Consider the following 25,498-nt stretch of genomic DNA (forward strand, 5'->3'; position numbering starts at 1 on the left):
ACGGGGCACTGCCAGATCTCGCCGTCCAGGCCCGCGGCGGTCAGTTCGGCGCGCACGGCCCCGCTGGTGCCGGCACCGACGCGCATCGCGCGGCGCCCGGCGCCCGGCGCCACGACGGGTCAACGACGGAAGCACCCTGCCGCTCGGGCAGGGTGCTTCCGGGTACTACGGGAGCGGCGAGGCGACTACTCCCATTCGATGGTCCCCGGCGGCTTCGACGTGACGTCGAGCACCACGCGGTTCACCCCGTCGACCTCGTTGGTGATGCGGTTGGAAATCTTGGCGAGCAGGTCGTACGGCAGCCGGGTCCAGTCGGCCGTCATGGCGTCCTCGCTGGAGACCGGGCGCAGCACGATCGGGTGCCCGTAGGTGCGGCCGTCGCCCTGCACGCCCACCGAGCGCACATCGGCGAGCAGCACGACGGGGCACTGCCAGATCTCGCCGTCCAGGCCCGCGGCGGTCAGTTCGGCGCGCACGATCGCATCCGCCGTGCGCAGCAGGTCCAGGCGCTCCTGGGTGACCTCGCCGACGATGCGGATGCCCAGGCCCGGTCCGGGGAACGGCTGCCGCTGCACGATCTCGGCGGGCAGGCCCAGCTCGGCGCCGATGGCCCGCACCTCGTCCTTGAACAGGGCGCGCAGCGGCTCGACGAGCTCGAACTGCAGGTCCTCGGGCAGGCCGCCCACGTTGTGGTGGCTCTTGATGTTCGCGGTGCCGCTGCCGCCGCCGGACTCGACCACGTCGGGGTACAGGGTGCCCTGCACGAGGAAGCGGATCGGGTCGCCGTCGATCTCCGCGGCTTCCTTGATGAGTTCGGCCTGGGCCTGCTCGAAGGTGCGGATGAACTCGCGGCCGATGATCTTGCGCTTGGTCTCCGGGTCGCTGACCCCGGCCAGCGCCTGGATGAACTGCTCACGCACGTCGACGGTGACCAGGCGGATGCCCGTGGCCTTGACGTAGTCCTCCTCGACCTGGCGGCGCTCGTCCTGGCGCAGCAGGCCGTGGTCGACGAACACGCAGACGAGTTGGTCGCCGATGGCCTTGTGCACGAGGGCTGCCGCGACGGCGGAGTCGACGCCGCCGGAGAGGCCGCAGATGACCTTGCCGGTGCCGACCTGGGCGCGGATCTTGGCGACCTGCTCGGTGATGACGTTGCCGCTGTTCCAGTCGGCGGGGATGCCGGCGGCGCGGTGCAGGAAGTTCTCCAGCACGTGCTGGCCGTGCGCGGAGTGCTTGACCTCGGGGTGCCACTGCACGCCGTAGAGCCGGCGCTCGTCGTTGGCGAACGCCGCGACCGGGGTGGAGACGGTGGACGCCAGCACCGTGAAGCCGTCGGGGGCCTTGGAGACGGAGTCTCCGTGGCTCATCCACACCGTCTGGTCCACGGGCTGGTCGGCGAGCAGCGCGTTGGAACTGTTGCCGACGACCACCGGGGTGGAGCCGTACTCGCGCTGGCCGGTGTGCGCGACCTCGCCACCGAGGGCGGTGGCCATCACCTGGAAGCCGTAGCAGATGCCCAGCACCGGGATGCCGAGGTCGAAGATCGCCGGGTCGAAGCTGGGAGCGCCGTCCGCGTAGACGCTGGAGGGCCCGCCGGAGAGCACGATGCCGATCGGGTTCTTCTCGGTGACCTCAGCGGCGGTGATCGAGTGCGCCACGATCTCCGAGTAGACGGATGCCTCGCGCACCCGCCGAGCGATCAGCTGCGCGTACTGCGCGCCGAAGTCCACCACGAGGACCGGGCGGCTGATGTCGCTGGCGAGGGGTTCGGCCGAGGCGATGCCCTCCTCGGTGCCGAGCAGGTTCTCCAGGCCCTCAGCGCCCTCGGCGCCGTCGGCGCCCACGACGTCCATGGGGTTTCCGATGCTCATGCGCGGGCTCCGCTCTCAAGAGGGGCCGCGGAGTGCGCGGCGAGGTAGGACTTGACCCGGTTGCCGATCCGCACCTCGAGGAAGAAGGACAGGAACGGGATGATGCCACCGAGGGCGATCAGCAGGAAGGTGGGGAAGGGCCAGCGCATGATGCTCCAGAGGCGGAAGTCGGCGAACAGGTACAGGACATAGAACCAGCCGTGCACGATCAGGATCGCGGTGCTGAGGTTGAACGCGGTCACGGTGTCCCGGACCACGAGGGCCACGAAGCCGTTGGGGCCGCCCACTTCGATCTCGTACTGGAAGACGAACTTCAGGATGACCTCGATGCAGAGCAGCAGCAGGAAGACACCGGTGATGATCGATGAGACCTGGTACAGCTTCAGCGCACCGGGGATTCTGGGCAGGTCGGCAGGCTTGGGTTCAAGTGGCATGGGCTAATTCTACGGGGCCGTGGCGCGGGGCCGGTCGGTGTCGGCGGCGTTCGCGCCGGCGGCGGATGCGGCGGCGATCTCCGCCTCTTCCGTCTCGCGCTCCCAGGCGTCTCGCACCAGGCGGTACCAGAGGAACACGGCGAAGCCGGCGAACACTGCCCACTCGGCCGCGTAGAAGATGTTCAGCCAGTTCAGGGGCACCTCGACGACCGGCTCCGGGGAGTCGATCGCGGTCAGGCCGTCCGGTGCGGTCGCATCCACGATGTAGCCCTGGTAGACGGACTGGTCGTCCCAGTTCGCCCACAGGTTGATCAGCGCCGCCGTGGAGACGGTGGTCATGGTGTGCGGGTCGACGTCGTCGTCGGGCACCTCCGGCGCTTCGGAGGAGAGGAAGCGGCCGGTGAGGGGCTGAAGCGACTGGATCGTCATCTCGGTGGCGAGCCGTTCGCGCACGGCGGCGGCCCGGTCGGCGTCGGCGGTCCATCCGCGGGCGACGGCGATGCTGGCGCCCTCGTTGGTGACGAAGTGGCTGACGATCCAGAAGCCGCTCACGCCGCCGTTGTGCCGGCCGCTGATGATCTGCTCGTCGCCCGGCACGTAGGAGCCGGTGGTCTCGACCATCTGGCCCTCCGCGACCTGCGCGGGCGGGCCATCCGGCGCCACCGTCTCGGTCAGCGGCTGCACGGTCTCGGTGGTGCGTTCCACGACCTGACCGGAGGAGATGGCCCGGTCCAGCTGCCACTGGCCGAGCAGCGCGAATGCGGCGGCGATGGCCAGGGCCAGCAGCAGGGCGGCGATCCACCGGGGGCGCAGCATCATGCGGATCATGAGTAGTCCCCCGCCTGGTCGTCCGCGGTCGGCTTGTCGGCCTTCTTCGCGGTCGGGTAGGTATCGGAGATGAAGTCCATCATCGGGTCGCCGGTTTCCTTTTCGTTGGTGACCGCCTCGACGAGCGCAATCTCCTCGGCGCGCATGGCGTCGCGCTCCGGGGTGCGAACGGGCGGATGCGCGGCCTTGGACCGGCGATTGATCGCGGCGCCGATCTTCTCGGAGTTGGCCGTGAAGAGCGGGCCGAGGATCGCCATGGTCAGCACGTAGAGGCCGGCGAACGGCTGCAGCCGCTGGTCGAGCCCCGCGCTGACCGAGAGGGTCGCCAGGATCAGGGTGAACTCGCCGCGGTTGACGAAGATGGCCGCGGTGTTCAGGCCTTCCCGCACACCCATCTGGTGCATCCGGGCCAGCAGCATGCCCGAGCCCAGGCTGAGCACGAAGGTCATCACGATGGCGATGCCGACGATGCCGATCACCGGCCAGAACTCGGCCACGTTCAGTGCCAGGCCGAAGTTGAGGAAGAAGAACGCGCCGAACACGTCGCGCAACGGCACGGCGACCCGTTCGATGCGGCCCCGGTAGGTGCTGGCGCCGAGCACCACGCCGATCAGGAACGCGCCGATCGCGTCGGTCACGCCGATGATCTCGCCGATGCCGGCGAAGAGCACGGCCAGGCCGAAGAACAGGATGGTGAACAGTTCGTCGTCCTTGGTGCGCATCAGCCGCGATACGACCCGGCCGCCCCACCGGGCGACGGCGAACATCACCACGAGGAACAGGAACGCGATGCCCAGTTGCAGCACGATCGGCCAGATCTCGGTCTTGCCGCTGAGCACGACGGAGACGATGGCGAGGTAGACGGCGATGAAAATGTCACCGACGACGGTGACGCCAAGGATCATCGGCGTCTCCTTGTTCGCCAGCCGGCGCAGTTCGATGAGCAGCTTCGTGATGATGGCGCTCGACGAGGTGCCGGTCATGCCGGCGATCACGAGGGCCTCCCGGGTCCCCCAACCCACCATCAGCCCGAACGCGAAGCCGGCACCCATGTTGATGAGGATCCAGGAGCCGCCGGAGATCAGCAGCTTTCCGGCGTCGCCGAAGAAGGCATCCTGGTCGAATTCGAGACCGAGGCTGAACAGGAGCAGGATCAGCCCGAAGACCGCGATCAACTCAATGTCGGCCGAATGGAAGTCGAGCGGGAACCAACCGCTGTACGGGCTGGCCAGCAGGCCCACGATCATGTAGATCGGGATCGACGGCAAGCCGATCAGCTTGCCCAATCGGCCGAGGACGTAGGCAACCACGAGCAGGATGCCCAGGGTGAGGAGATCTTCACCGAGGTTCATCGACTACCCTCCAGGCGGCGCGTCGACGGGCTTGGCCTGGATCGCACCGGTGCGGAAGAACGCGAACGCCTTCGCCACCTTCTCGGGGGAGCCGGCCACGACGAGCGTGTCGCCGGGGAAAACCTTGAAGTCGGGTGCGGGCGCGGGGTTGGCGGACTCGCCGCGCACGACGGCGACGACGGTGAGCCCGGCGATGCCGCGTTCGGCGGGGTTGCCCAGGGGCTGGCCGGCGATATGGTCCTCGTAGTCCACGGTGAACCAGTCGATGCTGAGCCCGGGGATCTGGTCGAGCGCGGTGAGCGACTCGGTGATCTGGGTGCCGCCGAGCAGCTCGGCGAGGGTGTGCGCCTCGTCCTCGCTCAGGCGCAACGACACCTTGCTGGCGTCGGGGCCGCCCTCGTCGTCGGCAAAGGTGATCAGGTCGCTGTGACCCGAGCGGTGCGCGATCACGCCGACCTTGCCGCCGTCGTCGGTGATGAAGGTGTGCAGCACACCCACACCGGGGAGCTTGACCCGTCGAACGTCAACCATGGTGCGACTCCTGAAGGATTGTGGGCGGTCCAGCCATTCTACCGGAGGCTGTGTGTCGGTTGACCGGCTCGGAGGCCGGCGGCGCTGCCGCTCGGCTCGAGCCTGGTCGTGGCGGCGTGAGGTGCACCCCTGTAGCCCGATGAGCCCGCTATAGGGGGCACTTCCAGCCACTCGAGGCGCACCCAGGGGACGTGGCCGCCCAAAGGGGCGCATCTGGCCAGAGCGGGCGCGGTCGATGAGAGGCTCCGCATTCCACAGCCGATCGACGGTGGCGAAAGTGCACAGATCTCCCTCTCCTGCCCTCACGCTCCCCGCATTCTGCAAGTCTCGCGGCATGGACACCACTACCTCGGCTACCGTGCAGGTTCTCGCAGCGCTGTCCGGCCACAGCGGACTCATCCTCGCCAGCGACGCGGCGCGAGTTGGCCTCCAGCACGAGCTCCGCCGGGAGTTCGATCGTCGAAGCGTCGTCCGTCTCCGCCGCGGCGTGTATGTACCCGCCGCCGAGTGGGATGCCCTCGGGGCGGATGAGCGCTACCTCCGGCGCATCCACGCTCACGCCGCTGTCGCGGTGGACCCCGCGGTGTATTCGCACGTCTCGGCCGCCGCACTCTGGGGCCTTCCGAGCGTAGGTCCGTGGCCCACCGAGATCCACGTCTCCCACGCAGCCGCGGCTGGAGGTCGCTCTCGCCACGGCGTGGTGCACCATACGCAGGAACACGACCTCGACGTCACCGTGCAGGATGGACTTCGCGTGACCTCCGTCGCTGCCACAGCGGTGACCCTGGCGAGAGTGCTTCGGTTCGGCCAAGCGGTGGCGGTGATGGACAAGGCCATCCACGAATCCCGCGACGGCCACGCCTTGACCACCATGGCGGAACTCGAACGGGCCCTCGCCCAGCTCGGCCGAGTTCCCGGCCGCACGGCGGCGCGGCGGGTGCTGGAGTTCGCGTCACCGCTCTCAGGGTCGACTGGGGAGTCCATCAGCCGCGCCGGCATCTTCATGCTGGGCTTTCTCCTGCCCGAGCTCCAAGTGCCGCACTGGGATCGCGACGGCCTGGTCGGGTACACGGACTTCTTCTGGCGCACGGTGGGCTCCGTCGGCGAATTTGACGGGCTCGGCAAGTATCTGCGCTCCGAGTTCACCGGCGGGCGCTCCACCGCCGACGTCGTTATCGCCGAAAAGATCCGGGAAGACCGACTTCGCGCCTTCGGATTCAGCGTCTTCCGCTGGGACTGGCCTATCGCCACCTCCCTCCCGGCGCTCGGCGACCTCCTCACTCGTAACGGCATCCCCCGGGCGCGGTAAGACTGAAACCGCCGGCGTTGCGCCGCGAGTGGCTGGGGGCACTGCGGTCCGCGAGGGTCGCCGCGCCCCGGATGGCTGGATGACCCCGCTATAGGAGGCTCATCCGGCTACAGGAGGTGCAGTCAGCCATCGCCGCTGCGACCCGCGCGGCCCCGCGGACGGACTCAGTTCGCGACGATGTCGGGCGCCTCCAGCCGCACCCTGTCGGCGGACTCGTCGTCCGGCTGGGTCTGCGAGGCGCGCTCAGCGGCGACGCGCTTGAGGTAGTGGGACACCTCGCTCTCCTCCCGTTCCGCGTCCCAACCGAGCACCCCCGCCATCAGCCGGGCCGCGACCGGCGCCGCGGACACGCCGCGGTCCCAGGCCTCGATCGAGATGCGGGTGCGCCGGGCGAGCACGTCCTCGAGGTGCAGCGCACCCATGTGGGTGGCGGCATAGACCACCTCGGCCTGGATGTAGTCATCCGCGCCGGGCAGCGGGTCGGCCAGTTCGGGCGCCGCCTTGATCAGGTCGAGCAACTCGTCGGTGAGCGTGCCGTAGCGGTTGAGCAGGTGCTCCATCCGCACGGTGTGCAGGTTGAAGGCGTGGGCGATCTTGCTGCGCTTGTTCCACGCCGCCCGGTAGCCCTGGGCGCCGAGCAGCGGGATCTCCTTCGTGGTCGACGGCGGCACCAGGTCGTCCATCGCGTCGACGGCCGCGTCGATGGCGTCCTTGGCCATCACCCGGTAGGTGGTCCACTTGCCGCCGGCGATCACGACCAGGCCCGGCACCGAGTGCCCGACGAGGTGTTCACGGGAGAGCTTCGAGGTCTGCTCGCTCTCCCCCGCCAGCAACGGCCGCAGCCCCGCGTAGACGCCTTCGACGTCCTCCCGGGTCAACGGCACCGCGAGCACCGCGTTGACGTGCTCGAGCAGGTAGTCGATGTCGGCGGCGGTCGCGGCCGGATGCGCCTTGTCGAGGTGCCAGTCGGTGTCGGTGGTGCCGATCAGCCAGTGCCGGCCCCAGGGGATGACGAACAGGACGCTCTTCTCGGTGCGCAGCAGCAGGCCCATCGCCGACTGGAACCGGTCCCGCGGCACGACCAGGTGGATGCCCTTGGAGGCGCGCACCTTGAAGGTGCCGCGTTCGCCGACCATCCGCTGGGTGTCGTCGGTCCAGACGCCGGTGGCGTTCACCACCTGCTTGGCGCGTACCGCGAACCGTTCACCGGTCTGCAGGTCGTGCGCCTGAACGCCCACCACCCGCTCACCCACTTTGATGAAGCCTTCCACCCGCACCCGACTGGCGGCGTGGGCACCGTAGAACGATGCGGTGCGGGCCAGGGAGGCCACGTAGAGGGCGTCATCCACCTGGGCGTCGTAGTAGGTGATGCCGCCCACGAGCGCCTTGTTGTTCAGGCTCGGCACCAGCTTCTGCACTTGACGGTGGCTGAGGTGCTTGTGGTGCGGCACCCCGGGGCGGCCGCCGAGGTACGACAGCACGTCGTAGAGCAGCATGCCGGCGCCCACGTAGGCACGTTCGATGACGCGCTTCTTCAGCGGGTAGAGGAACCGCACCGGCTTGACCAGGTGCGGGGCGATGGTCTTCAGCAGCAGGCCGCGCTCGGTGAGGGCCTCGCGCACCAGGCGGAAGTCGAGTTGTTCGAGGTAGCGGATGCCGCCGTGCACGAGCTTCGACGACCGGCTGGAGGTGCCGGACGCCCAGTCGCGTGCCTCCAGGATGCCCACGCTCAGCCCGCGGGTGACCGCATCCAGGGCGGCGCCAGTGCCGACGATCCCGCCGCCGACGACGAGGATGTCGACTTCCTTCGCCTTCAGCCGCTCGATCGCCGCCGCGCGTTCCTCGGGCCCAAGCTTGTTGGACCGTGTCACCGAATTATCGTGCGTCATCTGCAAACTCCCATCAACATCGGTGGTGCCTGCTTTTGAAGCTAGTTCACTCAGTACGGCGCGACAACTACCTCGACCCGCTGAAATTCCTTGATTCCGCTGTAGCCGGTGGTGGCCATCGAGCGGCGCAGGGCGCCGACCAGGTTGGCGGTGCCGTCGGCGGCGGATGCCGGTCCGTACAGAATCGCCTCGAGTGGGGCGACGGTGCCGACCTCCACGCGCCGGCCGCGGGGCAGCTGCGAGTGGTGCGCCTCTGCGCCCCAGTGGAAGCCGCCGCCAGGGGCGTCGGTGGCGCGGGCCAGGGCGGTGCCGAGCATCACGGCATCCGCACCGCAGGCGATGGCCTTGACGATGTCGCCGGAGGTGCTCAGGCCCCCGTCGGCGATGACGTGCACGTAGCGGCCGCCGGACTCGTCCATGTAGTCGCGGCGGGCGCCGGCGACGTCGGCCACGGCGGTGGCCATGGGGGCGTGGATGCCGAGGCTCGTGCGGGTGGTGGAGGCCGCGCCGCCGCCGAAGCCGACGAGCACACCGGCCGCGCCGGTGCGCATCAGGTGCAGGGCCGCGGTGTACGTGGCGGCGCCGCCGACGATGACGGGCACGTCGAGGTCGTAGATGAACTTCTTGAGGTTCAGCGGCTCCTGGTTGCGGGAGACGTGCTCGGCGCTGACCGTGGTGCCGCGGATGACGAACAGGTCGACGCCGGCGGCGACGACGGTCTCGTACAGTTCCTGGGTGCGCTGGGGCGACAGGGCGCCGGCGACGGTGACGCCGGCGGCGCGGATCTCGGCGAGCCGCTCGGTGACGAGGGCCGGCTTGATCGGCTCGGCGTAGATCTCCTGCATGCGGGCGGTGGCCGTCTCGACCGAAAGCTCGCGGATCTCGGCGAGCAACGGCTCCGGGTTCTCGTACCGGGTCCAGAGGCCCTCGAGGTCGAGCACGCCCAGGCCGCCGAGCTGGCCCATCATGATCGCGGTCGTCGGGGACACCACGGAGTCCATGGGGGCGGCGAGGAAGGGGATGTCGAACTGGTACGCGTCGATGGACCAGCCGACCGACACATCCTCCGGGTCACGGGTACGCCGGGAGGGCACCACCGCGATGTCGTCGAAGGCGTATACGCGCCGTGCGCGCTTGGACCGGCCGATCTCGATTTCCATACTCACCCGCCCAGTTTAGTGGCACCCCAATTAGCCGCCGAACCGTGAGAAAAGCCCCGAAAATTCGAGATTTTCGGGGCGTGGCTCACGGCTCGGGAGGGGTCAGCGGCGGTAGTTGGGGGCCTCGACCACGATTTGGACGTCGTGGGGGTGGCTCTCCTTCAGGCCGGCGGAGGTGATCCGCACGAACTTGCCCTTCTGCTTGAGCTCATCGATGGTGCGGGCTCCCACGTAGAACATCGACTGGCGCAGGCCACCGATGAGCTGGTACGCGACGGCGGATGCCGGACCACGGTAGGGCACCTGGCCCTCGATGCCCTCGGGGATCAGCTTGTCGTCGCTGGGCACATCCGACTGGAAGTAGCGGTCCTTGGAGTACGACGTCTTGGTGCCGCGGGACTGCAGGGCCCCCAGCGACCCCATGCCGCGGTAGGTCTTGAACTGCTTGCCGTTGACGAAGACGAGCTCCCCCGGGCTCTCGTCGCAGCCGGCGAGCAGGGAGCCGAGCATGACGGTGTCCGCGCCGGCGACGAGCGCCTTGGCGATGTCACCGGAGTACTGCAGGCCGCCGTCGGCGATCACCGGAACGCCGGTCTCCCGCGCGGCGAGCGACGCCTGGTAGACGGCGGTGACCTGGGGCACGCCCACGCCGGCGACGATGCGGGTGGTGCAGATCGAGCCGGGGCCCACGCCCACCTTGATGGCATCCGCGCCCGCGTCGATGAGCGCCTGCGCGCCGGAACGGGTGGCGACGTTGCCGCCGATGATGTCGACGTCGGCGAACGCCTTGTCGGACTTGAGCTTGCGGATGATTTCCAGCACGCCGGCGCTGTCGCCATTGGCGGTGTCGACGACGAGCACATCGACGCCGGCCTCGAGCAGGGCGGATGCCCGGCGCCAAGCGTCACCGAAGAAACCGATGGCCGCGCCGACGCGGAGGCGTCCGGCGTCGTCCTTGGTGGCGTTCGGGAATTCCTCGCTCTTGTCGAAGTCCTTGACGGTGATCAGGCCGGTCAGCCGACCGGACTCGTCGACGAGCGGCAGCTTCTCGATCTTGTGCGTGGCGAAGATGGCAACGGCGTCCATGGGGGCCATGCCCACCTTGCCGGTGATCAGCGGCGACGTCGTCATGACCTCGCGGACCCGGGTGGTGTGCTTGGCCACGGCCGAGACGAAACGCATGTCGCGGTTGGTGATGATGCCCACGAGCACCCCGTCGTTGTCGACGACCGGCAGGCCGCTGATGCGGAACTGGCCGCAGATGGCATCCACCTCGGCAACGGTGGCATCGGGCGAAGTCGTTACCGGATTGGTAATCATGCCGGATTCGCTGCGCTTGACGAGGTCGACCTGCTCGGCCTGGTCGGATATCGACAGGTTGCGGTGCAGGATGCCCAGGCCGCCTTCCCGGGCCATGGCGATGGCCATGCGCGTCTCGGTGACGGTGTCCATCGCGGCGGAGAGCAGCGGAGTCGCAACGCTGATTCTGCGGGTTAGCCGGGACTTTGTCTCGGCCTCACTCGGAATGACGTCGGTGTGACCCGGTAGCAGGAGCACATCGTCGTAGGTGAGCCCGGTGAAACCGAAGGGATCTGGCTGATCCATGAAACCTCTTTTGCATTCTTAGGATTGGGGAAAAGGTCCGGAAATCCAAGAGATGTAACCGGTAATCAATGTTAAGCGACAGAAGGCCCGGCGCATTCCGCGATCCGAAATCGATCGCCATTGATCGGGGTACGAAACATATGCGACATAATCGGCACGTACTGTCAGCAACGTCGCTGGCGGGCAAGTCCGTGCCAGCTCGAATACGCACCGACGGTGCCGCCCTGGAGGTGCAGTGAGCAATACACACGCTGTTCGCAAATTTTCACCGAGATCGTTGGTGCTGTCACTCGGCCTGCTTCTCACCGCTGTGACCTTTTCCACGCTCGGCGCGGGAGCGGCTCACGCCGACGAGATCAACACGGACCAATACGACTACGTCCTCTCGGGCAACGTGCAATTCGATGGTGAACCCATCGAAGACGTGCTCATCTCCGTTGACGGATCGGGCTACGAGGCCGAAGTGGTCACCGACGCCGACGGCAAGTGGCGCATCGGCGTGCCGGAGAAGGAGACCTACACGGTCGCCCTCGACGAGGACACCCTGCCCAAGGGCGTGGTGGTCGCCAAGGGCGGCTCCGAGATCGAAGCCGAGTTCGGCCTGACCAAGGTCAAATCGGTGAACTTCTTCCTCGGTGAGGGAGAGCGCACCACGGTGAGCTTCTTCGACCAGTTCGTCAACCGGTTCGTCAACGGGCTGAACTTCGGGCTGCTGCTGGCGCTGGCTGCGATCGGAATGTCGCTGATCTTCGGTACCACCGGGCTGAGCAACTTCGCCCACGCGGAGATGATCACCTTCGGCGCCCTGGCCACACTCACCCTCTCCGTCACCATGGGCCTGCCGATCTGGATTGCGATCGTGGTGGCCATCGTGCTCAGCGGCGCCCTCGGCTACGGGCTGGATGCGGCGATCTGGAAACCATTGCGGAAGAAGGGCGTGGGGTTGATCCCGCTGATGATCGTCAGCATCGGCCTGTCGCTGGCGCTGCGGTACATCTTCCAGCTCTTCTACGGCGGCGGCACCAGCCAGCTGCCCGGATCCGGCATGGCCGACCTGAAGTTCGGGCCGATCTCGCTCTCCCCGATCGACCTGTGGAGCATGGGGATCAGCGTCGTCGTGCTGCTGGCGGTGTCGTACTTCCTGCTGCGCACCCGCATCGGAAAGGCCACCCGCGCCGTCTCAGACAACCCCAGCCTGGCCTCCGCGAGCGGCATCGACGTCGACGGCGTCATCCGCATCGTCTGGATCGTCGGCGGAGCGCTCGCCGGCCTGTCCGGTGTGCTCTGGGCGTACTTCCGGCCGGGCGTCAGCTGGGACATGGGTTTCCAGATCCTGCTGCTGGTCTTCGCGGCCACGACCCTCGGCGGTCTCGGCACCGCGTTCGGCGCCCTGGTGGGCTCCATCATCGTGGGCCTGTTCGTCGAACTGTCGACGCTCTGGCTCCCATCCGACCTCAAGTACGTCGGCGCACTTGTCGTTTTGATCCTGGTGCTGCTGCTTCGGCCGCAAGGCATCCTGGGTCGCAAAGAGAGAATTGGCTAGGGGCTGACGATGATCGACTGGGGAGCAATCTTTAGCAACGCGGCCGTCGAGCTGATCAGCCCGACCACCGCCGCCTACGCCCTCGCGGCGCTGGGGCTGGCGGTCCACTTCGGTTACACCGGCCTGCTCAACTTCGGCCAGGCCGGCTTCATGGCCCTGGGCGCCTACGGGTACGCCATCTCGACCCTGACCTTCGGATTCCCGGTCTGGGCGTCCGTGCTGGTCGGTATCGGCGCATCCGTGGTCTTCGCCCTGATCCTGGGCATACCCACCCTGCGGTTGCGGGCGGACTACCTGGCGATCGTGACGATCGCGGCCGCGGAAATCGTGCGGCTGCTGTTCACGACGAACACCTTCCAGCCTGTCACCGGGTCCGCCAACGGGCTCAGCGGCTACAAGGGCGGCTTCGCCGACCTCAACCCGATTCCCGCCGGCACCTACGGCTTCGGCCCGTTCGAGTACAACGCCTACGACTGGTGGCTGCGCATCGTGGCCTGGACCATCGTGATCCTGGCCTGCCTGTTCACCTGGCAGATCATGCGCAGCCCGTGGGGTCGCGTGATCAAGGGCATCCGGGAAGACGAGGACGCCGTGCGCGCGCTCGGCAAGAACGTCTACGCGTACAAGATGCAGTCGCTGATCCTCGGCGGCGTGTTCGGCACGATCGCCGGCATGATCTTCGTCCTGCCCCGGGCCGTGGTTCCGTCGAACTACCAGACGAGCCTCACGTTCTTCGTCTACGCGATCCTGTTGCTCGGTGGTGCCGCGACCATCCTCGGGCCGGTCATCGGCTCGATGATCTTCTGGGTGCTGCTGTCGTTCTTCTCCGGCTTCATCGCCCGGGCCGTCGAGGCCGGCTGGCTGCCGTTCATGTCGAGCATCCAGGCCGGACAGTTGCGCTTCATCCTGGTGGGTGTGGCGATCATGCTCATAGTCATCTACCGACCGCAGGGCATCTTCGGAAACAAGAAGGAGCTGGCTTTTGTCAAATAACACCGTTCCCACCGCCAAGCCCGTCAAGACCGTCGGAATGCACATCGGCGAGGCCGTCCCCGGGTGCAAGAAGAAAGACCCGATCCTCGTCGTCGACGGCGTCAGCCGCACCTTCGGCGGCCTCAAGGCGGTGGATGTCGAGCACCTCGAGATCCCCCGCGGCGCCATCACCGCCCTGATCGGGCCGAACGGCGCGGGGAAGACCACGCTGTTCAACCTGCTGACCGGCTTCGACAAGCCAGACACCGGCTCGTGGACGTTCGAGGGCACCTCGATCGGCGGCATGGCCGCGTTCAAGGTGGCCCGGATGGGCCAGGTGCGCACCTTCCAGCTCACCAAGGCGCTGGGCCTGCTCACCGTCATGGACAACATGCTGCTCGGCGCGAAGGCGCAGGTCGGCGAGAACCTGTTCCGCGCCGTGCTGCCGTTCCTCTGGCGCCAGCAGGAGGCCCACAACAAGGTCAAGGCCCTCGACCTGCTGGCCAGGTTCAAGCTGGACACCAAGAAGGACGACTACGCGGCCAGCCTCTCCGGCGGGCAGCGGAAGCTCCTCGAGATGGCGCGGGCACTCATGAGCGACCCGACCCTGGTGATGCTCGACGAGCCGATGGCCGGGGTGAACCCGGCGTTGACCCAGTCGCTGCTGGACCACATCCTCAATCTCAAGGCCGAAGGCATGAGCGTGCTCTTCGTCGAGCACGACATGCACATGGTGCGGCACATCGCCGACTGGGTCATCGTGATGGCCGAGGGCAAGGTGGTCGCCGAGGGCGACCCGCACGAGGTGATGCGCAACCAGGCCGTGATCGACGCGTACCTGGGCCAGCACCACGACGAAGACCTCGGCGAGGATCCCGACGCCGGGCAGCAGAATGTCGGAGCCATTAAGGAGCTGCTCGATGACGAACTCTAGCCCGCTGGTCGACGCGACCCCGCCCCCCGTGCGGAACGCCGTCGTCGAGGTCAAGAACGTGACCGCCGGCTATGTGCCGGGCGTGAACATCCTCAACGAATGCTCGCTGACCGCCTATGACGGTGAACTGATCGGCATCATCGGCCCGAACGGCGCCGGCAAGTCGACGCTGCTCAAGTCGATCTTCGGCCTGGTCAAGGTGCGCGAGGGCGAGATCCGGTTGCGCGGCGACAACATCACCAATCTCAAGGCCAACAAGCTGGTCTCCAAGGGGGTCGGGTTCGTGCCGCAGACCAACAACGTCTTCCCGACGCTCACCATCCAGGAGAACCTGGAGATGGGCATGTACCAGAAGCCCAAGGGCCTGGCCGAGCGGCTCGAGTTCGTCACCGAGATCTTCCCCGAACTGAGCAAGCGCCTCGGCCAGCGGGCCGGGTCGCTCTCCGGTGGTGAACGCCAGATGGTGGCGATGTCGCGGGCGCTCATGATGGGCCCGCACGTGCTGCTGCTCGACGAGCCTTCGGCGGGCCTGTCGCCCGTGCGCCAGGACGAGGCGTTCCTGCGCGTGAAGGAGATCAACAAGGCCGGCGTGACCACGATCATGGTGGAGCAGAACGCGCGCCGGTGCCTGCAGATCTGCGACCGCGGGTACGTGCTCGACCAGGGCCGGGACGCCTACACCGGCACCGGCCGGGAACTGCTGAACGACCCCAAGGTGATCGGCCTGTACCTGGGCACCCTTGGCCAAGACGACTAGCCTGCACCGCACCACCGACCTGCCCCGCGTTTGTGGGCGGCTAGAGCGGGCGAAGGGAGAGGACCCGGGCGGTGGGGGCCGGCACGGTCACGGTCACGGTGAGGAGCCCGGCGGCGGCGTTCCAAGACCAGGACCAGCCGTGCTGCTGGGCGGGAAAGAACGGCACCGCCTCCAGCTCGCGGCCGGCGAAGGCCGGCAGCGGCACCACCACGCTCACCGCGGACCCTGGTCGGCGCCAGAGCGCCAGGCGCAGCGCATCCCCCGGCGCGGTAAGCCCGAGGGCCACCCAGGGGTCCTCCCAGCCGGGTAGGCCGAGCGGCCAGACCGCGTGTGAGGTGCGGAGATCGGCCGCCACGGCCTTCTGCGCGGTCACGGCCGCGGTCACCAGGTCGACCTCGGCCCCGCTCATCCGGTTTATATACCCGGAGAGGTACATACGGCCGAGGATGGCGTTCACCAGCGAGAAGGTGAACAATTCCGGGGCCATTCCGGCCTGCGGGTACGCCCAGTTGCCGGCCTGCTCCGGCAGCAGCGACGCGGGCGCGGCGGCGGCGATCGGTGCGTACAGCACCGGGTCCTGTTGATCGGAGGTGGACTGCAGGTGCAGCCGGCTCATCATGGCGTAGTCCATCCGCATCGCGCCCGACGCGCAGTTCTCGATCAGGAGGTGCGGGTGCCGGGCCTGGATGTCGTCGAGCCAGCCGAGCAGCGCGCGGTTGTGGCCGAGCAGGCCGTCGCCGGGGGCCGGGCCGGCGGCATCCGTGCCCGGGCCGGCCATGGTGTTGTAGTCCATCTTGAAGAAGCCCACGCCGTAGTCGGAGACCAGCCGGTCCACGACACCGTCGAGGTGGGCGCGGGCGGCGGGCGAGCGCAGGTCGAGGTGGTGCCGGCCGTGCTCGGCCACGCGGATGCCGCCGCGAGAGAAGAACGCGTCGTCGGGCAGTGACCGGGCCAACGGGGAGTGCACGCCGATGACCTCCGGCTCCAGCCAGAGCCCGGCCACCATGCCGCGGGCGCGAATGTGGTCGATCACCTCGGTGATCCCGTTCGGGAACCGGCTCGCGGCCGGCTCCCAGGCGCCCACGGTGTCCCACCAGTGCCCCTCGGCGTACCAGCCGGCATCGACGCAGAAGTAGTCGGCGCCCACCATCGCGGCCGCATCGATCAACGGCAGCAGCTTCTCGGTGGTGGGGTCGCCCATCAGGGTGTTCATGTAGTCGTTGAAGATCACCGGCAGGGCGTCGTCCGCGGCGCGGGGCAGCCGGATGGCCCGGCGCTGGTCGGTGAGCCCGGCGAGCGCTGCGTCCACTCCCCCGCGGCTCACCCCCACCGAGGCCGGCACCGAGGTGAAGCCGCGACCGGGCGAGATCACGGTCGACCACTGGTTCTCCTGGTCGGTCGGGCCGGCCAGCAGCAGGTAGGCGCCGTGCCGGCTCTCGCCGATCTCGTAGCTCCACGGGCCGTTGTGTTCCACCTGCCAGGCGAGGGCGTAGTCGGCGCGGCGGCAGAGCAGCGCGCCGGTCGGCAGCCGCTCCCCCGTCGACCAGGACCCCCGGTTGGAGACCAGGCAGCGGCTGCGCGGCGGGTGGTGCTGCACGTCCCGGTCGATCCGGGCGAGGCCGGCCTCGCGAAGGGGCCGCGTCCTCCACCGGTTCTCGGCCACCCAGTCGTTCTCGCCGCTGAGCAGGTCGAAGTCGTCGACGGAACACCCGGTGTCGACGAGGAACGCGCCGGTGGCGAACGAGGACACGAAGTCCAGGGTGAGCGAGCCGCCGGCAGCGTCAGCGCCGAGCTCGAGGTCGACCGCGGTCCAGGTCTGGAATGCGGCCGTGCCCGCTTCGGCGCGGAACACGCTGGTCACCCGGAGGCCGGTCCCCGCCTCCCGCTGCTCGATGCGCAGCTCGCGGACGTCGCCGTCGGTGGCCTCGGTGTGCCCGGTGTAGCGCAGCGCGGCGCCGAGGACGGTGTCCACGTGCCGGAACCCGCCGGGGAACCTGCCGTGGCCGATCGCGGAGATCTCGACGAGGGGCTGGTCCAACCGCCGGTCGGTGGGGCCGGCGTCCGACGCGTCGGTCGTTCGAAGGGACCGGAGCGCCACGGGTGCCGCGGCGTCGCATCCGAAGGTGAGGGTGAGCGCATCCGTGCGCCAGTGGAACTCGGTCATGGCCCGGCGCTAGGCCCTCTCGAGGACCTCGCCGGCGGCGGAGGTCCATTCCTTCGTGTAGTGGTTGTAGGTGGACTGGTTGTCCATGCTCTTGTGGTCGAAGGCCGTTTCGGTGGCGATGATCTTGCCCGCCTGCTCCGGGTCTGGCGCCGCGAGCGCCAGCAGCTTCGTGTAGGGATGCTGCGGGTCGAGGATCACGTCATCGGCGGGTCCGCGCTCCACGATCCGGCCGCGGAACATGACCAGGATCTCGTCCGAAAAGTGCCGGGCGGTGGCCAGGTCGTGGGTGATGTAGAGCACCGCGAGGTTGTCCTCGCGTTGCAGCCGGGCCATCAGGTTGAGCACCTCGAGCCGGATCGAGACGTCGAGCATCGACACCGGTTCATCGGCGATGAGTACCTGGGCGCCGGGCGCGAGGGCGCGTGCGATCGCGACCCGCTGGCGTTGCCCGCCGGAGAGCTCGTGCGGGCGCCGCATCGCCATGTCGCCGGCGGGCGTGAGGTTCACCCGTTCCAGCATCTGCAGCACCCGGTCGTGCGTCTCCGAGCGCCCCCGCGTGCGATGGTGGATCACCAGCGGCCGGGCGATGTGATGCTCGATCGAGTGGAACGGGTTCAGCGACGCGAACGGGTCCTGGAAGACCATCTGCACGTGCCGGCGGTAGATGGAGCCGCCCACCTGGGTGCCGTCGTCCAGGGTCACCGTGATCTGCCCGCTGGTGGGCTTCTCCAGCCGGGAGAGCATCCGGGCGATCGTGGACTTACCCGACCCCGACTCGCCGACCAGGGCGACGGTGCGGCCGGGGGTGAGGTCGAATGACACCCGGTCGACGGCCCTGAGGGTGGTGCGCGTGAGTCCGTCGCGCAGCACGAAGTGCTTGCTGAGGTTGGTGACTTCGATACTCGTCATGAGAGCTCCGCACTGTTGTTGATGCCGGAGCGGATGAAGGACCCGCGTGCTCCGGTGAGGCTGGGGAAGGAGCCGAGCAGCTTCTTGGTGTACGGATGCTGCGGGTTGCGGTAGATGTTCGTCGCGGTGTCCAGCTCCACGATCTCCCCCGCGAGCATGATCGCGATGCGGTCGCTGATCTCCAGGAGCAACGGCAGGTCGTGGGTGATGAAGATCACCGCGAAGTTCAGTTCGTCGCGGAGGCGCACGATCTCCCGCAGGATCTCCCGCTGCACCACCACGTCCAGGGCCGTGGTGGGTTCGTCCATGATCATCACCTGCGGCTCGAGCAACAGCGCCATGGCGATCATCACGCGCTGGCGCATCCCGCCGGAGAGTTCGTGGGCGTAGGACGCCAGCCGGGACCGGTCCACGCCCACCAGCTGCAACACGCTGGCCGCGAGCTCCCGCCGCTCGGCCTTCTTCATCTGCGGCCGGTGGGTGGTGAGCACGTCTTCGAGCTGCGCCCGCACCGTGATCACGGGGTTGAGCGCGTTCATGGCGCCCTGGAACACCATGGAGAGCTTGTCCCAGCGGAACAGGCGCAGCTGCTCGTCGCCGAGGGTGAGCAGGTCGAGGTCCCCGTCGGCCTTGTCGTGGAAGGTCACCTCGCCGGCGACGATGCGGGCCGGCGGTCTGTGCAACCGGTTGATGGCGTAGGCCAGGGTGGTCTTCCCGCAGCCGGACTCCCCCGCCAGGCCGAGGATCTCGCCGCGGGCCAGCTCAAGGCTGACGTTCCTGACGGCGGTGACCGGGTGGTCGACCTCGTAGACCACGGTCAGGTTCTGCACGGTCAGGACCACCGGCGGCGGCGTCTGCGGTGTGCCGGGCACGGCCGGGTTCACGGTGAGTGTCATGCGGCGCTCCTCGGCGGGGCCTGACGGGGCGGGGTGATCGTGCTGCGCGGGCCGGCCGCGGCGTTCCGCAGCGCGACCTTGCGGCGCTTGCGGTAGAGCCGGGCGTTCTTGAGCCGCGGGTTGATGATCTCGTCGATGCTGAAGTTGACCAGGGACAGGCCGGTGCCGAACAGGGCGATGATCAGCCCCGGCGGGATGAACCACCACCAGGCACCCAGTGGCAAGGCGAAGCCGTTCTGGGCGTAGAACAACATGGTGCCCAGCGTCGACGAGTTCGACGCGCCCAGGCCGAGGAAGGCCAGGCCGGCCTCCGCGAGGATGGCCGCGATCACCGCGAAGACGAATTGGGAGGCGAGCACGGGCAGCAGGTTCGGCAGGATCTCCACGGCGATGACCCGGAACGACCGCTCGCCCGACACCCGGGCGGCGCTGACATAGTCCCGGTTGCGGATCGACATGGTCTGCGCCCGCAGTACCCGCGAGGACGCCGCCCAGCCGGTGATGGCCAGCACCACGGCGATGGTCCAGAGGCCGCGCTGCTTGGGCGGCACGAAGCCGGAGATGACGATGACCAGCGGCAGGCCGGGGATGACCAGGAAGACGTTGGAGAACAGCGAGAAGGCCTCGTCGGTGAAGCCGCCGATGTAGGCGCCGAGGATGCCGAAGAATGCGGACAGGATGGTGGCGAGCACGCCCACGAGCAGGCCGATTTCGAGGGACCCCCTGGTGGCATAGGCCAGCTGCGCGAAGACGTCCTGCCCGGTCTGGGTGGTGCCGAGGATGTGATCGACCGACGGGGCGGAGAGTCCGATGTTGCGGATGATGGTGGGGTCCTGCACGAAGAACGGGCCGATGATGCCGAACAGCGTGATCGCGCCGATCAGGCTCAGCCCGGCGATCAGCCAGGGGGTGAGGGTGGGCAGCATGGCGCGGAGCGCGGAGCGCGGCTTCTCGCCGAGGGCGTCGGCCACCGCGGCCAGCTGTTCGGGGGCTTCCCCGATCGAGGGCTCAGTGGTCGGTGTGAGGTTGGTCATGAGATTCCCTTTTCTCAGCTTCTCGCGCGGGTGCGGGGGTCGATGAACCCGTAGAGGATGTCGACGACCAGGTTGGCGCCGAGCACGGCGAGGGTGATGTACAGGAAGATCCCCTGCATGAGTGCGTAGTCGTTGTTGGTGACCGCGGTGAGCAGCTTCGACCCGATACCGGGGTAGGAGAACACCTGTTCCGTGACGATCGAGCCGGAGACGACGAAGCCCAGCGAGATCGCGAAACCGGCGATCGAGGGCAGCATGGCGTTCCGGGCGGCGTAGCTGCGCAGGATCTTGCCGTTCCGCAGCCCCTTGGCCTCGGCGGTGAGGATGTAGTCCTCGCTGAGGGTGGACACCATCATGTTGCGCATGCCCAGCAGCCAGCCGCCGATGGAGGCGATCACGATGGTCAGCGCCGGCAGGAAGCCGTATGTGATCGCGGAGCCGATGAACTCCAGGCTCCAGCCGGGGTCGAGCACCACGTCGTAGCCGCCCTGGCCGGGGAAGAGCCGCCAGGTGGTGGCGAAGGCGTAGACCAGGATCAGGGCGAGCCAGAAGTACGGCACCGCCGCGAGCAGGGTCGTCGCCGGCACCAGGGAGTCCAGCCAGGTGCCCGGCTTCCAGCCGACGATGGCGCCCAGGCCCACGCCGAGGATGGTGGAGAGGATGGTGGCGATGCCCACCAGCATGATCGTCCAGGGCAGTGAGGCTGAGATGACCTCGCTGACCGGGGCGGGGAAGTACGTGACCGAGATCCCGAGGTCACCCCGGAACACGTTCACGATGTAGTCCCAGTACTGGGCGATCCAGGGCAGGTCGCTGTTGCCGCCGAGGAGAAGTTCGTACGCACGCCGGGTTTCCGCGGTGACGATGCCGCCACGCTGTTGCAGCTTGGCCAGCAGGATGTCCACCGGGTTGCCCGGCAGCAGCCGGGGAATCAGGAAATTCAACGTGAGCGCGGCCCACAACGCGATGGCGTAGAAGCCAAGCTTTCGCAGAAAGTAATTCATCGGATTCCCTTGGGTCTAGGTACGAACTTCTCCAGAGGCACGGCTGGACCGGGCTACTTACCCGTGGGAACGAGCGTCTTGTAGATCTGCGAGTTGTCCGGCGACGCCCAGACGGCCGGGAAGGCGTACAGGTCGTCGAGGGTCGGCCAGCCGGTGAACTTCGACGAGTGGAACTCGCTGGTCGTGCCGCCGGTCATGATCGGGATGTACGGCAGGGCCTGCACGATGCTCGCCTGGATGATGTCGAACTGGGCCTGCCGGGCGGCGGTGTCGGCCGGGTCGGTGCCCTTCAGCACGGCCAGGGCCGCGTCGACGGCCGGGTCGCTGAACCGGCCGATGTTCAGCGAGACCGCGGTGCCGACGGTGGCGGTGTTCGCGGTGCTGAAATAGTTGTTGTAGAGGTAATACGGGTCGGATGCCGGGCCCTGGCCGAGCGAGTCGATCGCCAGCTGGTAGTTGCCCTTGCCCTTCTTGTCGGTCCATTCGTTCCAGGAGGACTGGGCGACGGTGAGGTCGATGCCCGCGGTCTTCAGCTGCTGCTTCATGGTGTCAAGGGCCGTGATGTAGTCGGTCCAGCCGGTGACCACCTCGGCGGTGAGGGAGAGCTTCTCGCCGTCCTTGGCGTAGATGCCGTCGGCGCCCTTGGCCCAGCCGGCGCCGGTGAGCAGCCCGTCGGACTTCTTGGTGTCGGCTCCGCTCGGGGCGATGGGTTCCTCCAGCGCGCTGGAGATCAGGTCGGACTGACTGGTGGTCAGGGCCAGGCTCGGGGAGATCTCGCTGGCGGTGTCCTCGAAGGCCAGGCTGTTCGCCTGGTCGCGGTCGATGGCGTAATAGATCGCCTGGCGCACGGCCGGGTCCGTTTGCGGGCCGGTGCAGCCCAGCTCGGCGCTGGAGCAGGTGGCCAGGACCATCTGGTTCTGCGGCACGGTGATGGCGTCATAACCCGGGTAGTTCGTGGCCACATTCTGGATGTCGGGCACCGGGCCGGTCTGCCAGTCGATCGTTCCGGCGGCGAGCGCATCCGCGCCGGCGGTGTTGCCGGACAGGGACAGGTAGCGCACGGCCTTCACGGCCGGCTCGCCGTCCCAGTAGGTGGGGTTGGCGCTGAGGGTGAACGCCTGGGCCTTGAAGTTGGTCAGGGTGAACGCGCCCGTGCCGACCGGCTTCTCCATCACGTCGGTGGTGGGGTCGAGGTCGGCCCAGATGTGCTCGGGGACGATGTAGGTGCGGCCGAGCACCGTGGGGCCGTCCACGAAAGCCGGGTGGCTCCAGGTGAAGTTCACGTGGGTGTCGTCGGTGGCCGTGACGGTGCCGTCGAAGCCGCCGGTGTTGATCGACGGGGTCTCCAGGAGCATGTTGAAGGTGAACGCCACGTCGTCGGCGGTGAACGCCTCGCCGTCGGACCATTCCACGTCCTCGCGCAGCGTGACGTCGAGCTGGGTGCCGTCGGCGTTCCAGGTGTACTCGGTGCCGAGCAACGGGGTGTACGGGTCGGAGTTGACGTTGGTGACGAAGAACAGGCCCTCGAAGATGGTGCCGATGCCGCCGATGTTGGACGGCGAGTAGGGGTTGAAGTTGAGCTGGTAGTCGCCGGACTGGCCGGTGTAGGCGACCAGCGTGTCCGCGGCCGTCGTTCCGGATGAGGTCGACGAGCCGGATGACGTGCACCCGGTGAGTGCGAGGGCCGCCGCGGCGACGATGGCCGCCACGGCCAGGCTCCTCGTGCGTGAACTGTGCAGGAACATCTTTGATCCTTTCTCATGCCAGCCACATCACTGTGCCTAGACGACCTTGTCGGTGCGGCCGGGCACGGAGGCTCGACCTACAGACATTCCTAGCTCCTTAAATTTAGTTAGTCAAGTAACTCGGATAATTGATGTTCCGGTCGTTATGCTGGGGCCTGCCCCCGGTCAGTGCCGATCCCGCGAAAGGTCTTTTCCATGCTCGAGTCCCCTCTTCCTCGTTTCCTGCTGCTCCGAGGGGAGGGAACCGCCCTCCTCCTGGAGCGGCCGGCCACCGGCCTGCCGACGGTGCTGCACTGGGGCGCCGACCTCGGCGAGCTCAGCGAAACCGACCGCGAACAGCTCTCCGCCGCTGTGAGCCGGCAGAGTTCCGCCGGCACGCTGGACGCCGCCTGGCAGGTGTCGATCCTGCCGCAGGAGTCCGACGGCTGGCCCGGCCGGCCCGGAACGCTGCTCACCCGCGACGGCGCCCCCGTCTTCCCCCGCTGGCGGGTCACTGGCCTGGACCCGGCTACCCCGGCCGGGCCGGAGGATACGGCGGAGAGGCCGACGCTCGTGGTCACCGCCGACGACGAGGCCGCCGGGCTCGAGCTCACCAGTTCGTTCCGCATCGAGACCGGCGGCGTGATCACCGTGCGCCACGAGCTGCGCAACACCACGGCCGGCCTGCTCACCGTGCACTGGCTCGAAGCCACCCTGCCCGCCCCGAAGGCCGTGGACCGGGTCACCCAGTTCTCCGGCCGCTGGACGCGGGAGAAGGTGCCCCAGACCACCCCGATCCCCCGCGGATCCGTGACCCGGCAGACCCGCCGCGGCCGCGGCGGCCACGACTCCACCACCCTGCTGATCGCCTCCGTCAACCCGCCGGCCGACCGGGATGGCGAGCTGTGGGCCGTGCACCTCGGCTGGAGCGCCGACACCACCTACCGCACCGACCGCGGCCCCGAATTCGTGACCGTGCTCGGTGCCGGCGAGCTGGTGCGCCCCGGCGAGATCGTGCTCGAGACCGGGGCGGTCTACGAGACCCCCGTCGCCTTCTTCGCCTGGTCCGGCGCGGGCCTGGACGGCCTGGCCGCCCGGTTCCACGGGCACCTGCGTGCCCGCCCGCAGCATCCGCGCCGGGCCCGCCCCCTGGTGCTGAACACCTGGGAGGCGGTGTACTTCGACCACGATCCGGCGAACCTGCTGCGCCTGGCGGAGGTGGCCGCCCGCGTGGGCGTCGAGCGGTTCGTGCTCGATGACGGCTGGTTCATGGCCCGTCGGGACGACACCAGGGGCCTCGGCGACTGGCTGGTGGACCCCGCCGTGTGGCCGGACGGCCTCGGCCCGCTTGCCGACCACGTGCACAGGCTCGGCATGGAGTTCGGCCTGTGGTTCGAACCCGAGATGGTGAACCTCGATTCGGACGTGGCCCGGGCGCATCCGGACTGGCTGCTGCACCGGCCGGAGGCGATCGATCTTCCGGCCGAGCTGAGCTGGCGCTCCCAGTTCGTGCTGGACATCGCCAACCCCGCGGCGTACGCGCACGTGCTCGGGCAGATGGATGCGCTGGTGACCGAGCTGGGCATCGACTTCATCAAGTGGGACCACAACCGCGACCTCGTCGAGGCCGTGCACGAGGGCCGGTTCGGGGTACACGCACAGACCCGAGCCGCGTACCGGTTGTTCGCCGAGCTGAAATCCCGGCACCTGGGGCTGGAGATCGAGTCCTGCTCCAGCGGCGGCGCGCGCAGCGACCTCGGCGTGATGGCGGTGGCCGACCGGGTGTGGGCGAGCGATTCCAACGATCCCGTCGAGCGCCAGGACATTCAGCGCTGGACCCAGCTGCTGCTGCCGCCCGAGCTGGTCGGCGGCCACGTGGGTCCCCCGGTCGCACACAGCTCCGGCCGGGCCACGGACCTCTCCTACCGGCTGGCGACCAGCCTGATGGGCTCGGCCGGGTTCGAGTGGAACATCGCCGAGTGCACCGAGGAGGAGCTGACGACGATCACGGCCTTCGCGGCGCTGTACAAGGAGGTGCGCCACATCATCCACACCGGCACCGCGGTGCACGGCGACCTGCGCGATGCGGCCCTGCGCCTGACCGGTGCGGTGCTGCCCGACTTCAGCGCCGCGGTGTACACGGTCGCCAGCGTGGCGACCACCGAAGACTCCCTGCCGGAGCACATCCGCCTGCACGGCCTGGACCCGCAGTCCCGGTACACCGTGCGGGTACGCCGGGAGATCGGCCCCGCCCGGCACGGGTTCGCCACGCCGGCCTGGCTCGCCGACGGCGAGGTGACCCTCAGCGGCCGGGTCCTGGGCACGGTCGGCCTGCAGATTCCGCCGCTGTGGCCCGCCCAGGCCGTGGTGCTCCACCTCACCCGGGACTGACCGGACACGCAGAAGGGCCCCGGCACAAGCCGGGGCCCTTCTGGTGCTGACGGCGGCGCAGGCGGCGCCGCCGTCAGCGGGAACTGCTAGTTGATGCGGGTGTACTTGTTGTCTGCACCGAACTCGTAGATGCCGATGGTCGCGTCGGTCGGGTCGCCGTTCTCGTCGAACGTGATCGGGCCGGAGTAGCC

The 25,498-nt window shown here is 68.4% G+C and carries 20 protein-coding genes; 6 read left to right on the forward strand and 14 right to left on the reverse strand.

From position 1 onward, the window contains the following. Nucleotides 1-185 precede the first annotated feature (185 nt). Genes guaA through JWP54_RS05295 form a run of 5 tightly spaced genes read right to left on the reverse strand, consistent with a single transcriptional unit; the run spans nucleotide 186 to nucleotide 5,016 of the window. Nucleotides 186-1,871 (reverse strand): glutamine-hydrolyzing GMP synthase, encoded by a 1,686-nt coding sequence (gene guaA, locus JWP54_RS05275; RefSeq protein WP_297368331.1) that lies wholly within the window; start codon nucleotides 1,869-1,871, stop codon nucleotides 186-188. Further along, entirely contained in the window at nucleotides 1,868-2,305 is a 438-nt protein-coding gene (locus JWP54_RS05280) for a DUF3817 domain-containing protein (protein ID WP_297368334.1), read from the reverse strand. Before JWP54_RS05280 ends, guaA begins: the two co-directional genes overlap by 4 nt. A 9-nt stretch (nucleotides 2,306-2,314) precedes the next feature. Next, nucleotides 2,315-3,124, reverse strand: a complete 810-nt coding sequence (locus JWP54_RS05285) for an SURF1 family cytochrome oxidase biogenesis protein (protein WP_297368337.1) — start codon at nucleotides 3,122-3,124, stop codon at nucleotides 2,315-2,317. Nucleotides 3,125-3,129: 5 nt separating this feature from the next. Beyond that, nucleotides 3,130-4,485, reverse strand: a complete 1,356-nt coding sequence (locus JWP54_RS05290; protein ID WP_297368339.1) for a cation:proton antiporter — start codon at nucleotides 4,483-4,485, stop codon at nucleotides 3,130-3,132. Nucleotides 4,486-4,488: 3 nt separating this feature from the next. Beyond that, complete coding sequence (locus tag JWP54_RS05295; RefSeq protein ID WP_297368342.1) at nucleotides 4,489-5,016, reverse strand: cation:proton antiporter regulatory subunit; 528 nt, start codon at nucleotides 5,014-5,016, stop codon at nucleotides 4,489-4,491. Nucleotides 5,017-5,350: 334 nt separating this feature from the next. On the opposite strand from JWP54_RS05295, the gene JWP54_RS05300 reads away from it, so the two are divergent. Then, nucleotides 5,351-6,325, forward strand: coding sequence for a hypothetical protein (locus JWP54_RS05300; protein WP_297368345.1), 975 nt, complete (start codon nucleotides 5,351-5,353; stop codon nucleotides 6,323-6,325). 164 nt (nucleotides 6,326-6,489) lie between these two features. Here JWP54_RS05300 and JWP54_RS05305 read toward each other — a convergent pair whose 3' ends face one another. The 3 genes from JWP54_RS05305 to guaB form a co-directional block, all read right to left on the reverse strand. Further along, complete coding sequence (locus JWP54_RS05305; protein ID WP_297368348.1) at nucleotides 6,490-8,214, reverse strand: glycerol-3-phosphate dehydrogenase/oxidase; 1,725 nt, start codon at nucleotides 8,212-8,214, stop codon at nucleotides 6,490-6,492. A 50-nt stretch (nucleotides 8,215-8,264) separates the two neighbouring features. Beyond that, a complete protein-coding gene (locus JWP54_RS05310) occupies nucleotides 8,265-9,374 on the reverse strand; it encodes a GuaB3 family IMP dehydrogenase-related protein (protein WP_297368377.1) in 1,110 nt (369 codons plus the stop codon). Nucleotides 9,375-9,476: 102 nt separating this feature from the next. Next, on the reverse strand, nucleotides 9,477-10,979 hold the full coding sequence (gene guaB / locus JWP54_RS05315; protein ID WP_297368350.1) for an IMP dehydrogenase: 1,503 nt from the start codon (nucleotides 10,977-10,979) through the stop codon (nucleotides 9,477-9,479). Between the two features lie 310 nt (nucleotides 10,980-11,289). Between guaB and JWP54_RS05320 the strand changes: the two genes are divergently transcribed. From JWP54_RS05320 to JWP54_RS05335, 4 genes are read left to right on the forward strand one after another with little or no spacing between them, the layout of a single operon-like run. After that, nucleotides 11,290-12,522, forward strand: a complete 1,233-nt coding sequence (locus tag JWP54_RS05320; RefSeq protein ID WP_297368352.1) for a branched-chain amino acid ABC transporter permease — start codon at nucleotides 11,290-11,292, stop codon at nucleotides 12,520-12,522. A 12-nt stretch (nucleotides 12,523-12,534) separates the two neighbouring features. Beyond that, nucleotides 12,535-13,515, forward strand: a complete 981-nt coding sequence (locus tag JWP54_RS05325; protein WP_297368380.1) for a branched-chain amino acid ABC transporter permease — start codon at nucleotides 12,535-12,537, stop codon at nucleotides 13,513-13,515. Between the two features lie 37 nt (nucleotides 13,516-13,552). Next, nucleotides 13,553-14,428 carry an ABC transporter ATP-binding protein gene (locus tag JWP54_RS05330; RefSeq protein ID WP_297368383.1) on the forward strand — a complete coding sequence of 292 codons (876 nt, stop codon included), beginning with the start codon at nucleotides 13,553-13,555 and terminating at the stop codon, nucleotides 14,426-14,428. After that, nucleotides 14,415-15,185 carry an ABC transporter ATP-binding protein gene (locus tag JWP54_RS05335; RefSeq protein WP_297368355.1) on the forward strand — a complete coding sequence of 257 codons (771 nt, stop codon included), beginning with the start codon at nucleotides 14,415-14,417 and terminating at the stop codon, nucleotides 15,183-15,185. Before JWP54_RS05330 ends, JWP54_RS05335 begins: the two co-directional genes overlap by 14 nt. Before the next feature lie 40 nt (nucleotides 15,186-15,225). Here JWP54_RS05335 and JWP54_RS05340 read toward each other — a convergent pair whose 3' ends face one another. From JWP54_RS05340 to JWP54_RS05365, 6 genes are read right to left on the reverse strand one after another with little or no spacing between them, the layout of a single operon-like run. After that, complete coding sequence (locus JWP54_RS05340; protein WP_297368358.1) at nucleotides 15,226-17,349, reverse strand: glycoside hydrolase family 36 protein; 2,124 nt, start codon at nucleotides 17,347-17,349, stop codon at nucleotides 15,226-15,228. Between the two features lie 9 nt (nucleotides 17,350-17,358). Continuing rightward, nucleotides 17,359-18,258: an ABC transporter ATP-binding protein gene (locus JWP54_RS05345; RefSeq protein ID WP_297368360.1), complete on the reverse strand. Its 900-nt coding sequence runs from the start codon at nucleotides 18,256-18,258 to the stop codon at nucleotides 17,359-17,361. Further along, entirely contained in the window at nucleotides 18,255-19,154 is a 900-nt protein-coding gene (locus tag JWP54_RS05350; RefSeq protein ID WP_297368362.1) for an ABC transporter ATP-binding protein, read from the reverse strand. Before JWP54_RS05350 ends, JWP54_RS05345 begins: the two co-directional genes overlap by 4 nt. Then, complete coding sequence (locus JWP54_RS05355; protein WP_297368365.1) at nucleotides 19,151-20,188, reverse strand: ABC transporter permease; 1,038 nt, start codon at nucleotides 20,186-20,188, stop codon at nucleotides 19,151-19,153. Before JWP54_RS05355 ends, JWP54_RS05350 begins: the two co-directional genes overlap by 4 nt. A 14-nt stretch (nucleotides 20,189-20,202) precedes the next feature. Continuing rightward, the gene (locus JWP54_RS05360) at nucleotides 20,203-21,192 is read right to left on the reverse strand and encodes an ABC transporter permease (RefSeq protein ID WP_297368368.1); all 990 of its coding nucleotides are present in this window, start codon (nucleotides 21,190-21,192) and stop codon (nucleotides 20,203-20,205) included. A gap of 53 nt (nucleotides 21,193-21,245) precedes the next feature. After that, nucleotides 21,246-22,937: an ABC transporter substrate-binding protein gene (locus JWP54_RS05365; protein ID WP_297368371.1), complete on the reverse strand. Its 1,692-nt coding sequence runs from the start codon at nucleotides 22,935-22,937 to the stop codon at nucleotides 21,246-21,248. A gap of 195 nt (nucleotides 22,938-23,132) precedes the next feature. On the opposite strand from JWP54_RS05365, the gene JWP54_RS05370 reads away from it, so the two are divergent. Continuing rightward, nucleotides 23,133-25,307, forward strand: a complete 2,175-nt coding sequence (locus tag JWP54_RS05370; protein WP_297368374.1) for an alpha-galactosidase — start codon at nucleotides 23,133-23,135, stop codon at nucleotides 25,305-25,307. The last annotated feature ends 191 nt before the right edge of the window (nucleotides 25,308-25,498 follow it).

Origin of the sequence: Cryobacterium sp. (genome assembly GCF_025463825.1) — a bacterium.
Taxonomy (GTDB): domain Bacteria; phylum Actinomycetota; class Actinomycetes; order Actinomycetales; family Microbacteriaceae; genus Cryobacterium.